This window comes from Actinacidiphila sp. bgisy160 (assembly GCF_965342435.1).
Taxonomy (GTDB): domain Bacteria; phylum Actinomycetota; class Actinomycetes; order Streptomycetales; family Streptomycetaceae; genus Actinacidiphila.
Genome location: NZ_CBDRCM010000002.1, coordinates 91,071 through 101,187 on the forward strand (window position 1 = coordinate 91,071; position 10,117 = coordinate 101,187).

Here is a 10,117-nt window from a genome sequence, read left to right on the forward strand (position 1 = left end):
ATGTGGGGAGCGAGCACTCGGTGAAGGCGCTGCGCATCAGGACCCTGGTCGGGCTGTTCGTGGTGGCCGGAGTGCTCTCGTGGGCGGGCGTGAAGCTGTGGGACTCGCTCGGCACGCTGCCGGGCGTGCCCGTGGCCGCGCCGATCGTGCTGGCGCTGATCGCCGCCGTGCTGGCGGCGACGGCGCTGTCGCTGCGGTCCCGGCTGCGCGCGCAGCGCGAGCGACGTCCGGGTGCCAAGGGCGTGGATCCGCTGCTGGCCGCCCGCGCGGTGGTCTTCGGCCAGGCCAGCGCCTTGGTCGCGGCCTTGGTCGCCGGGATCTACGGCGGCGCGTGCGTCTTCCTCGCCATGTACCAGATGGACAACGACCCCCGCCGTGACCAGGCGATCTACGCGGGTGCCGCGGTGATCGCCGGGGTCGCGGTCTGCGCTGCCGCGATCTTCCTGGAGCGGGTCTGCCGCCTCCCCGAGGACGAGGACGACAACCACACCGGCACGGTGGGCGGCCGGGCCTAGAGTCGGCGCTGCGCCGCGGGCGGGTTCGCCTGACAGCAGGGACGAGCCGAGCGGCGTGAGGCTGTGCAGGACGGTGGTGCCGAGCCGGGTCGTGCGCACCAGCTCGGCGTGCTCGCGGGCCGCCGCGAGGATACCGGGACCCGTTCGGTGAGCGCGGTGGTCGTCGCCGGCTCGCGCAGCGCCTGGAGCACCGCCGTCCGGGTTCTTCCGAGCAGCGGCCCGGGTCCCCGGCCGGTTCGGGCCCGTGCCTCGGGTAGGCGAGCACGGCCGGCTCGTCGGGCAGGTAGCGGATCGTCGGTTGTGTGGCGAACCAGGACGGCGGATGCAGGACCGGGGGATCCCGGCGCCAGGTCGGGCCGAGCGTGGTCCGGCGCAGATCGACGGTGGCGAAGTGTAGGCGGATCACGAAGCCCGATTGTCGGCCGGGCGGAGCCTTTCACCCAGACGTGAAAGGCGATGCGGCCGCTGCCGGGGGCCCGGCAGGCTCTCGGGCGTCCCCGCGCCGCGGGGACGCCCGCCCCGCGTCCCGGAGGTTGTGACGATGCCCGGCACCACCCGACTCCCGCGGCTGTGCGCCGCGGTTCTGCTGGCCGGCCTGGCGGCGCTGCCCGTCCAGACCGGCCCGGCCGCCGCGCGGGAACTGCCGCGCACCTACGTCGTCTCCCGGGCGCCCGGTGTGCTGCCCGAGGGGATCGCGATCGACCGCGACGGCACGATGTACGTGTCCTCCGACGGCACCGGCGCGCTGTACCGGGGCGACGTACGCGACGCCCGCCTGCGGCCCTTCCGCGCGCAGGGCCTGGCGGACCGCCCGAGCACACTGGGCGTGCACACCGACGGCCGGGGGCGGGTGTACTCGGTCGGCGGCGCCGAGCTGACCGTCCACGACCGTGGCGGGCGGCTGCTCGCCACGCGCACCGCCCAGGGCGGCCCGCTCGGCGCGCCCGACCTGAACGACCTCGTGATCACCGACGACGCCGTCTATGTCACCGACTGGGCCAACCCCGTGGTGTACCGGGCCGCCCTTCGCCACGGCCGGCCCGGTCCGCTGGAGCCGTGGCTGGACATCCGCTCCGCCTTTCCGCAGTTCCCCGCGCAGTACTGGCTGCTGAACGGCATCGTCGCGGACCGGACGGGCCGCACTCTGCTGGTGGCGTCCAACGGGACCGAGGCGGTGTGGCGGGTGGACGTCGCCACCCGGGAGGTGGGCCAACTGGACCTGGGTGGCGCGTCCTTCGGGGCCGACGGGATGCTGTTGCGCGGTCGGACGCTGTACGCGGTGCTCAACTACGGCGCGCCGAACGGCGTCTACGTCGCCGAGCTCGACGCGGACCTGCGCAGCGGCACGGTGACGCACCGCGTGACCGGCGAGCCCTTCGACCTGCCGACGACGCTGGCCCGCCACGGCTGCCGGCTCTACGTCGTCAACAGCCAGAACGACGAGCCGCCGGGCCGGCCCCCGTACACCGTGAGCGCGATCGACGACCCGGTGTGCGCCCGGCCGTCTCAGTAACCGCGCCGGACGTTCTCGGCGGCGGCGTCGGCCTGCCGCCGTGAGCGGCGCAGGCGTTCGGCGGCCAGCTCGGCCAGCGCGTCGTCGAGGGTGGCCAGGACGCGGGCCGCGGCGGGGTCGGTCACGCCGGGTGCCGCGTCGGCCTCCGGGCCGCCGCGCAGGCCGAGCGCCTTGGTGAGGGCGGCGAGGACGGGCTCGTCCGCCGCCAGGCGGTCGGCCGCGCGGCGCCGGGCGGCGGACTCGGTCAGCACGGTCCGGGTGTGGCGGACCAGCCAGTTGCGGTGCCGTTCCCGTACGGCCTCGCCCTCGGCCTCCAGGCCCGTCAGGTAGCCGTCGGTCAGGCCGCGGCCCCTGCGCCACAGCCAAGCGCCGGGGGTCTCGTACGGCGGCCGGCGCACCAGCGCGGAGGCGGCCTCCGCCAGCAGCGGGTCGGTGATCTCCCGGTGCCCGCCCGGCACGAGAAGGCCGCCGTCCAGGGCGACGGCCCCGGCGGCCAGGAGGTCGACGGCCTCGGCCGCGGCGAGCGCGAGGGAGAGGTCGCCGGGTTCCACTGCGTGTTCGGCGGCCCGTTCCAGGGCGGTGATGATGAGGTCCCGTGGGGTGGTCATGGAACGCTCCGCATCAGGAGGCATCGGCGTCCGGTTCCGCCCGGAAATCGTCACCCGCCCCCGCCTCGACCGCCACCGCCCGCCCCGCGTCCTGATCGGCGTTCCCGTCGTTCCCGTCGTTCCCGTCGTCGCCGTCCTCGTTGACCGAGCGGCGCAGCGCGGTGTGGAGGGTCGCGGGGGTCAGCACCCCGGCGAAGCGGTCGCCGTCCACGACGGCTGTCCAGCCCGCGTCGTGCTGGAGCATCGCGCTGAAGGCCCGCTTGAGGGGGGCGCCCACCGGCACCCAGGCCTCCAGGCGGCGGGTGTGGTCGGCCACGGTGCCCGAGGTGAGGGTGCCCGCGGTGACGTAGCCGCGCAGCCGGCCGTCGTCGTCGAGGACGACGGCGTAGGGGTCGCCCTGCTTCGCCAGGACGGCGGCGGCCTCCGCGGCGGGGGAGCCGGCGCGGACGACGGGCGGATGCTCCAGGTCGGCGGTCTCGATCGGGGTGACGGACAGCCGCTTCAGGCCGCGGTCGGAGCCGACGAAGCCGGCCACGTACGGGGTGGCGGGGGAGCCGAGCACGGTCGCGGGGGTGTCGTACTGCTCGATGCGGCCGGGGCCGAAGACCGCCATGCGGTCGCCGAGCCGGACCGCCTCCTCGATGTCGTGGGTGACGAACAACACGGTCTTGCGCACCTGTTCCTGCAGCCGCAGGAACTCCGACTGCAGCCGCTCCCGCACCACCGGGTCGACGGCGCCGAAGGGCTCGTCCATCAGCAGCAGCGGCGGGTCGGCCGCCAGCGCCCTCGCCACGCCGACCCGTTGCCGCTGGCCCCCGGAGAGCTGCTCGGGGTAGCGGGAGCCGTGCACGGACGGGTCGAGGCCGACGAGTTCCAGCAGTTCGGCGGCGCGTGCCCGGCGCTTTGCGCGCGTCCAGCCGAGCAGGTGCGGCACGGTCTCGGTGTTCTCCAGCACGGTCTTGTGCGGGAACAGCCCGACGTTCTGGATGACGTAGCCGATGCGGCGGCGCAGCAGCACCGGGTCGGTGCGGGCGATGTCCTCGCCGTCCAGCAGGATCCGGCCGGCGGTGGGCTCGATGAGCCGGTTGACCATCTTCATCGTCGTGGTCTTGCCGCAGCCGGACGGCCCGACGAGGGTCACGAGTTCACCCTCGCGCACCTCGAAGGTCAGGTCGTCGACGGCGGTGGTGCCGTCGGGGTAGCGCTTGGTGACGTTCTCGAAGCGGATCATCGGGACCTCTCGTCGGCGCTGGGCGGTGCGGCTCATCCCCCAGCTTGGTACACGCTCGGCGATGGTTGTGAAGGGGGTGTTGCGAGGATGTGGCAGGACCCGGGAATGTCGGCGGCCGGGTTTACGCTCACCTGCATGATCTGAACCGGGCGGGGGAGGTGGCATCGCATGGCCGGACAGGACTGTCTCGCGGCGAACGACTGGATTTGCGGCGAGTTCGTGCGCACACGCAGCCAGGAGTTGCTGGACGCGGGGGTGGAACATCTGTGGATCACCGCGGCGTCGGTGGCGGCGGGTGTGCTGCTCGCGCTGCCGCTCGCCCTGGTGGCCCGGCGCTGGCGGGCGGCCGCGGCGCCGGTGCTGGGGGTGACGACGGTGCTCTACACGATCCCGTCCCTGGCCCTCTTCTCGCTGCTGGTGCCGGTGTTCGGGATCTCCGCGTCAGTGGTCGTCACCGGCCTGACCCTGTACTCGCTCACCATCCTCGTCAGGAACTTCCTGGCCGGACTGGATGCCGTGCCCGAGGACGCGAGGGAGGCGGCACGCGGCATGGGCTACGGGCCGGTACGCCTGCTGTGGGAGGTCGAGTTGCCGCTGGCGATGCCCGCGGTGATGGCGGGCGTGCGCATCGCCACGGTCGCCACGATCTCCCTCACCACGGTCGGCGCGATCGTCGGCTACGGGGGTCTCGGCAATCTCATCAAGGACGGCATGCAGAGCTTCTTCAAGGCGGAGGTGCTCACCGCGTCCGTGATCTGCGTGGTGTTCGCCCTCGTCGCCGATCTGCTGCTGCTCGGGGTGCAGCGGCTGCTCACGCCGTGGACCAGGCTCGCGAAGGCGGTGGGCTGATGGGGGTGATCCCCGGCGCGTGGGACTGGCTGACCACGGGCGCCAACTGGACCGGCACCGACGGGGTCCTGCAGCGGCTCGGCGAGCACCTCCTGCTGACCTCCGTGTCCTTGGCCATCGCCTGCGCCGTGGCCCTGCCCGTCGCGATCCTCCTCGGCCACCTCGGCAAGGGTGGCGCGCTCGCTGTGAACCTCTCCAACGTCGGGCGGGCGGTGCCCACCTTCGCCATCCTGGTGCTGCTCATCGTCGCGACGAACTCGGCACGCTACTGGCCCACCATCATCGCGTTGGTGCTGTTCGCCGTCCCGCCGCTGCTCACCAACACCTACGTCGGCATGCGCCAGGTCGACCGGGACGCGGTGGAGGCCGCCCGCGGCATGGGGATGACCGGCGGCCAGCTGCTGGCCCGGGTGGAGCTGCCGCTCGCGGCGCCCTTCGTCATGAGCGGGGTGCGCTCGGCGGCCGTCCAGGTCGTCGCCACGGCCACGCTCGCCGCGATTCCCGGCGAGGGCGGCCTCGGCCGCCTCATCACCGCCGGCTTCGCCCAGTACGACACCCCGAAGGTCGTCGCGGGTGCGGTGCTCGTGGCCGCGTTCGCCCTGCTCGTGGAAGGAGTCTTCCTGTTGCTGCAGCGCCTGGTGTCCCCCGCGCACAAGTCCCGACCCGCCCGAAGACCTGCCCGTCCCACCCATCAGATGGAGTTCACATGAGCAAGGCCCTGCGTACCGCCACCGCCCTGGCCGCCGTGGCGGTCCTTTCCGCGGGCCTGGCGGCCTGCGGCGGCGACAGCCTGGAGAAGAGCGGGGGTGGGGGAAGCTCACAGGCCGGCGGCAAGGGCTCCCTGACCGTCGGCTCCGCCGGGTTCACCGAGAGCACGGTCCTCGCGCAGCTGTACGCGCAGTTGCTGACCGACGCCGGCTACAGGACCACCATCAAGACGGTCGACAACCGCGAGCTGTACGAACCGGCCCTGGAGAAGGGCCAGATCGACGTCGTCCCCGAGTACGCGGCCACCCTGGCGGAGTTCCTCAACGCGAAGGCGAACGGCAAGGACGCCCCGCCCGTCGCCTCCTCCGACGTCGACGCCACCGTGACGGCGCTCACCGAACTCGCAGACCCGCGCGGGCTGAAGGTGCTGCCGGCCGGGGAGGCCGTCGACCAGAACGCGTTCGCGGTCACCAGGGACTTCGCGGAGAAGAACAACCTCAAGACCCTTTCCGACCTCGGCAAGTCGAAGATCGCGGTCAAGCTCGCCGCGGGCGAGGAGTGCTCCATCCGGCCCTTCTGCTCGCCCGGCCTGAAGAAGACCTACGGCATAGACGTCACGTCGGTCGACACCAAGGGCGTCGGCACCGTCCAGTCCAAGCAGGCGGTCAAGGACGGCACCGACCAGCTGGTGCTCACCACGACCACGGACGCCACCCTCGACCAGTTCGGCCTGGTGCTCCTGGAGGACGACAAGGGTCTGCAGAACGCCGACAACGTGCTGCCCGTCGTCAACGCGAAGGAGGCCGGCGGGGCGGACGTCGCCGCGGCCCTGGACAAGCTCACCCAGGTGCTGACCACGGCCGACCTCACCGAGCTCAACAAGCAGGTGGACGCCGAGCGCAAGAAGCCCGAGGACGTGGCCGCGGACTACCTCAAGTCGAAGGGCCTGCTGAAGGGCTGAGCCCGAGGGACAAGATCGAATAAATCGTGGCGGGAGGGCGTTCGCATGACGTTTCGTATGCGCGCGAGCGCCCTCCGTATTTGTCGTTGTGTGTTCGGTGGGAAATCGGATGCCGCGGCCCCACACGGCGCACCGGCACGCTAAGTTCCCTACCATGCCCCGTGGACGACACCGCCATTCCCAGCCGCTGCACCGGCTGCTCCCGCCCGTGACGGTCGCCGGCTCCGCCGCGGCCCTCGCTGTCGGCGCCCTGGTGATCGGTGATCCGGTGCTGCTCCGTGTGTTCGTCGTCGCCGCGGCCGGTGTCGCCGGTGGCGGCGCCTTCCTGCTGCGCAGCTGGGACCGCGCCGCCGGCAAGCAGGTCGCCGACCTGAAGACCGCGCGGGTGCGCGACGAATGGCGTGCCGACGAGCGGATCGCGGAGCTCGAGGTGGACCTCGAGGACTCCCGCGAGCTGCGCGGCAAGCTGGAGAACAAGCTGCGCGGCAAGCGCGCCGAACTGGCCCGGCTCCGCACGGAGCACGCGGACCTGCTGCGCCGCTACGCCACCGCCGAGTCCGAGCGGGCCCGCGCGCTGGAGGACGGCCGGGTCGCGAAGAAGGCGGTCGGCTCCGCGCTGCCCGTGCCCTACACCGCGCCGGTCAGCGCGGCCACGTACCTGCGGGCCGCCGCCGCGCTGCGGGACCTCTCGCGCAACGGCGCCCGCCAGCAGGCCGCGCTCACCGTCGAGGCGGCGCGCCGCCGCGACCTCGCCGACACCGACGAGCCGCAGGGCAGGCACGCGCTGGACCCGGCCGTCCGTGAGCGTCCCGCCGACGACACCGTCGGTGGCACGGGGAGCAGCCCGGCGCTGCCGGTGCGCCAGCCCAAGCTCGTTCCGGCGGTCGCCGCGGCCGTGCTGCCGTACGCCAAGCCCAACCGCCAGGCCAGCCGTGCCCAGGGCGGCTTCGACTTCTTCGGCACGAAGAACGAGAAGGCCCGCCAGGAGCTGGAAGCGGCCGGCGAGGCGGCGTCCAAGGAGGCGGACCTCGCCGACGTCGTAGGGGACGAGGCCGTGGCCGAGCAGGCCGAGGTCATCGACCTGACCGCGCACGACGAGACAGAGCAGCTGGACCTCAGCGAGCTGCGCGCCCAGTCCTCCTGACGCCCGGCGGGCGGCCCGCGGGCGGCCCGCCGTTCTGTGGCCTTGTACTCCATCTCACCGTCGAGCCCGGCGGGGTTGCCCTTCACCTGCAGACTCATCGTCAGCGGGTGCCCGCCGTGCAGGACGGGGCTGACCTCGAACAGTTCGAGCTTGCGGATCATCCGGACCCCGGCGCGCTTGGTCGCACCGCCCTTGGGGACGGTGTACCCGATGGACCACTGGGCGCCGCCGCCCTCCTCGTGCCACTGCTTGACCTGCTCGTACACATCGCGGCCGCGGGTGGTCTTCATGTTGAACGCCACGTCGGCGACCAGGGCGCCGGCCGCCGGGGGCCACGGCGCGCCCATGGGCGTGGTCTTCGGCAGCCGGGGGTCGCCCGGCAGCCACTCCTCCACGCCGCGGCAGACCCCGATGGGGTCTTTCCACTCGTGGGAGAACACGGGCTTGACCGGGCGCTTTCGCAGCGTCTCGGCGAAGGCGCCGGGCAGGATCACGTCGCCGACGTCGTCTTCGACTCCGGTCACGGCGGCTATGGCTCGAGATGTCCCCCGCTCGGGGGGCTGAGGGCGGGGGCGCGGCGGCACGGTGGTCCTTCCAGGCCGGGGGTTTGGCCTGGGTACCGTGCGCGCCGCGTGTGCCTACCGTCCTGCGCTGTGCCTGCCGGGGTTGTCGTAGCCGAGCATCCAGAAGTGCCGGTGGAAGCGCTGCACTACGTCGCCATCGGCCGGGTAGGGGCAGGCCTGCGCGTCCTTGCCGGTGCGGGCAGCTTCCGCCCCGGCCTTGGCAGACCGGAAGCCCTCCACGAGCGTGGCGGGCGGGGTGGTGTCGCTCATTGTGCCTGCCTCCGGGTCACTTCTTGAACGGGTTGGGAGCCGCGGAAGGGTCGTCCTCTTCTTCGTCCTCTTCGTCGTCCGGCTCCTCGTCCAGGCCGGGCAGGTCGCCCTCGTCGTCGCCCTCGTCCAGGCCGTCGCGCTCCTCGCCGTCCGGCATATCGCCGGGGGCGGGGGCGCCGCCACCGGAGGGCGTCATCCCGGCGTCGTCCACGTCGGTTGCCCACGCGTCGGCGTCGGAGTACCGGTAGACCTGGCCGGTGGCGTCACGGACCCACCCGGTGAGGGTGCCGTCCGGGGCCTTCTCCAGCCAAGCTTCCTCCCCGTTCGGGTCGGAGAAATGGTCGGTGACCGACGGGTCGTCGGGCAGCGTCTCGTCCCCTTCGTCGTACAGGTCACCTGCCCACGGGCGGGAGTCGTCGGTGGGCATGGGTGGCTGGCCGGCGTTGGGGTCGGCGGCCGCGGCCGGATCAGCGGCGGGGTCCATGGGCGGTATGGCGGGGCCACCACCGGGGGCGCCCTTGACCTGGAGCTGGAGTCGGAATCTACGCACGCCGCGCACCATGGACCGCCGGGCGGCTTTGCGTCGAGCTTGGCGAGTCAGCTCAGCCTCGGCGCTTCGGCCCTCCTCCGAACATGGCTTCCTCGCCTAGCAGCCGCTGCTGGCGTAAAAGCAAGTGGATTTGAAGATCAGCCATTCGTTCTGTTGGCGCTGAAGGGCGAAGGCGTAGCTATTGCCATTGTTGAATTCCACTGTAATTAGAGAGTGGTTCTCGTCCAGTCCGGGAATTGCCTGAGATGAGTAAATGTCGGTATATGACAATAGCTGGCCAGAATTGATGTCCTTGCGTGCCGTAGCCATATAGTCGACGACGGTGTTCCCGCTGGCGTCCTGGGTGAACTCCTGATCATTGCGTCCCTCATCGAGTAGATCACTCAACGCGGTCGTGCAATCTCCGTCATTCTTTGCCAGAGTGGCTGGACTGATCTGTGTGCAGGCTGCCGCGAAGTCCCCGCGGGAGACATCTGAAAAGAACTTGGTTACGTGCCATTTCGCGTTGTCGGCAGGAGACAGAGGTGGCGTTTCATTGGACGACTGCTCGTTGCCCTGACTCTTGCCGGTGGGGTGACTCACAGGAGACTGAGAGTCGGCCATGGCTCGGTACACGGCCGTGCCCGTCCCGACCACGGCAAGTAGAGCCAGGGCTCCAAGGCCGATGCGAATGGAGCGGCGCGAGTTGTTGATGTCCCGTCCGGCGATCTGCCCTCTGCCTCTGACGTTCCCGCCAATCAACACGCCACCGATGGTGATCTTCCCTGGATCCCCGGTGACGCGTTCGTCCGTGGCGGCCTGAAAAGCTTCCCTCAGCGACGCTGCGAAGCTCGGGTCGGCCTCTGCTTCGGCCTGGAGCGCAGCGGCGGCGCCCTGCTGCAGGTCGGCATCCCCCGGGTCCTGTTGCATGCGCATGTACGCGAGAGCCCCGCCCGGGCTCTCCGCCAGCCGTGTCGAGATCAGCTCGGTGAGTCGTTGGCTTGCGACACCGCTGACCGTGCTGCCTACGATCCCGGCCACGTAGGCCATCGCCTGCGTTGCCAACTCCTCGATGCCCATGGTTCCCCCGACGCTCCAGTTGATTGGGCGTCAGACTAGTCCAGCTGGGGCTGCCGCTACCAATGGATCACTCGACTGCGCTCCCGGGCGGCAGCCTCGGGCGAACGAGCGCATAAACCCTCAACGCACGGCTCCGGCGGGGCGGG

The 10,117-nt window shown here is 71.8% G+C and carries 11 protein-coding genes and 1 pseudogene; 6 read left to right on the top strand and 6 right to left on the bottom strand.

Annotated elements, in window-relative coordinates; translation table 11 throughout:
* Window positions 1-20 precede the first annotated feature (20 nt).
* Both ACRWNP_RS03060 and ACRWNP_RS03065 read left to right on the top strand, forming a co-directional pair.
* Entirely contained in the window at window positions 21-515 is a 495-nt protein-coding gene (locus ACRWNP_RS03060; RefSeq protein WP_431959595.1) for a DUF3180 domain-containing protein, read from the top strand.
* Window positions 516-1,056: 541 nt separating this feature from the next.
* A complete protein-coding gene (locus tag ACRWNP_RS03065) occupies window positions 1,057-2,028 on the top strand; it encodes an SMP-30/gluconolactonase/LRE family protein (protein ID WP_431959309.1) in 972 nt (323 codons plus the stop codon).
* Here the strand turns inward: ACRWNP_RS03065 and ACRWNP_RS03070 are convergent.
* Both ACRWNP_RS03070 and ACRWNP_RS03075 read right to left on the bottom strand, forming a co-directional pair.
* The gene (locus tag ACRWNP_RS03070; RefSeq protein ID WP_431959310.1) at window positions 2,022-2,636 is read right to left on the bottom strand and encodes a GPP34 family phosphoprotein; all 615 of its coding nucleotides are present in this window, start codon (window positions 2,634-2,636) and stop codon (window positions 2,022-2,024) included. The genes ACRWNP_RS03065 and ACRWNP_RS03070 overlap by 7 nt on opposite strands.
* 13 nt (window positions 2,637-2,649) lie before the next feature.
* A complete protein-coding gene (locus tag ACRWNP_RS03075) occupies window positions 2,650-3,867 on the bottom strand; it encodes an ABC transporter ATP-binding protein (RefSeq protein WP_431959596.1) in 1,218 nt (405 codons plus the stop codon).
* A gap of 168 nt (window positions 3,868-4,035) precedes the next feature.
* Between ACRWNP_RS03075 and ACRWNP_RS03080 the strand changes: the two genes are divergently transcribed.
* The 4 genes from ACRWNP_RS03080 (at window position 4,036) to ACRWNP_RS03095 (ending at window position 7,529) form a co-directional block, all read left to right on the top strand.
* Window positions 4,036-4,716 (top strand): ABC transporter permease, encoded by a 681-nt coding sequence (locus tag ACRWNP_RS03080; RefSeq protein WP_431959311.1) that lies wholly within the window; start codon window positions 4,036-4,038, stop codon window positions 4,714-4,716.
* Window positions 4,716-5,426, top strand: coding sequence for an ABC transporter permease (locus ACRWNP_RS03085; protein WP_431959312.1), 711 nt, complete (start codon window positions 4,716-4,718; stop codon window positions 5,424-5,426). Before ACRWNP_RS03080 ends, ACRWNP_RS03085 begins: the two co-directional genes overlap by 1 nt.
* Window positions 5,423-6,385, top strand: coding sequence for an ABC transporter substrate-binding protein (locus tag ACRWNP_RS03090; RefSeq protein ID WP_431959313.1), 963 nt, complete (start codon window positions 5,423-5,425; stop codon window positions 6,383-6,385). Before ACRWNP_RS03085 ends, ACRWNP_RS03090 begins: the two co-directional genes overlap by 4 nt.
* 154 nt (window positions 6,386-6,539) lie before the next feature.
* Window positions 6,540-7,529: a hypothetical protein gene (locus ACRWNP_RS03095; RefSeq protein ID WP_431959314.1), complete on the top strand. Its 990-nt coding sequence runs from the start codon at window positions 6,540-6,542 to the stop codon at window positions 7,527-7,529.
* 128 nt (window positions 7,530-7,657) lie between these two features.
* On the opposite strand, the pseudogene ACRWNP_RS03100 reads toward ACRWNP_RS03095, so the two are convergent.
* The 4 genes and pseudogenes from ACRWNP_RS03100 to ACRWNP_RS03115 form a co-directional block, all read right to left on the bottom strand.
* Window positions 7,658-7,876, bottom strand: a pseudogene (locus tag ACRWNP_RS03100) (HK97 family phage prohead protease); the annotation flags it as partial.
* A gap of 291 nt (window positions 7,877-8,167) precedes the next feature.
* Window positions 8,168-8,362, bottom strand: a complete 195-nt coding sequence (locus ACRWNP_RS03105; protein ID WP_431959315.1) for an Rmf/CrpP family protein — start codon at window positions 8,360-8,362, stop codon at window positions 8,168-8,170.
* Between the two features lie 16 nt (window positions 8,363-8,378).
* Complete coding sequence (locus tag ACRWNP_RS03110; RefSeq protein ID WP_431959316.1) at window positions 8,379-8,912, bottom strand: hypothetical protein; 534 nt, start codon at window positions 8,910-8,912, stop codon at window positions 8,379-8,381.
* A 96-nt stretch (window positions 8,913-9,008) separates the two neighbouring features.
* Complete coding sequence (locus ACRWNP_RS03115) at window positions 9,009-9,971, bottom strand: hypothetical protein (protein WP_431959317.1); 963 nt, start codon at window positions 9,969-9,971, stop codon at window positions 9,009-9,011.
* Window positions 9,972-10,117 lie beyond the last annotated feature (146 nt).

Coding starts and splice junctions, on each gene's coding strand:
- ACRWNP_RS03095 (WP_431959314.1), top strand. CDS start 6,540: ATGCCCCGTGGACGACACCGCCATTCCCAGCCGCTGCACCGGCTGCTC.
- ACRWNP_RS03105 (WP_431959315.1), bottom strand. CDS start 8,362: ATGAGCGACACCACCCCGCCCGCCACGCTCGTGGAGGGCTTCCGGTCT.
- ACRWNP_RS03085 (WP_431959312.1), top strand. CDS start 4,716: ATGGGGGTGATCCCCGGCGCGTGGGACTGGCTGACCACGGGCGCCAAC.
- ACRWNP_RS03080 (WP_431959311.1), top strand. CDS start 4,036: ATGGCCGGACAGGACTGTCTCGCGGCGAACGACTGGATTTGCGGCGAG.
- ACRWNP_RS03075 (WP_431959596.1), bottom strand. CDS start 3,867: ATGATCCGCTTCGAGAACGTCACCAAGCGCTACCCCGACGGCACCACC.
- ACRWNP_RS03070 (WP_431959310.1), bottom strand. CDS start 2,636: ATGACCACCCCACGGGACCTCATCATCACCGCCCTGGAACGGGCCGCC.
- ACRWNP_RS03115 (WP_431959317.1), bottom strand. CDS start 9,971: ATGGGCATCGAGGAGTTGGCAACGCAGGCGATGGCCTACGTGGCCGGG.
- ACRWNP_RS03090 (WP_431959313.1), top strand. CDS start 5,423: ATGAGCAAGGCCCTGCGTACCGCCACCGCCCTGGCCGCCGTGGCGGTC.
- ACRWNP_RS03065 (WP_431959309.1), top strand. CDS start 1,057: ATGCCCGGCACCACCCGACTCCCGCGGCTGTGCGCCGCGGTTCTGCTG.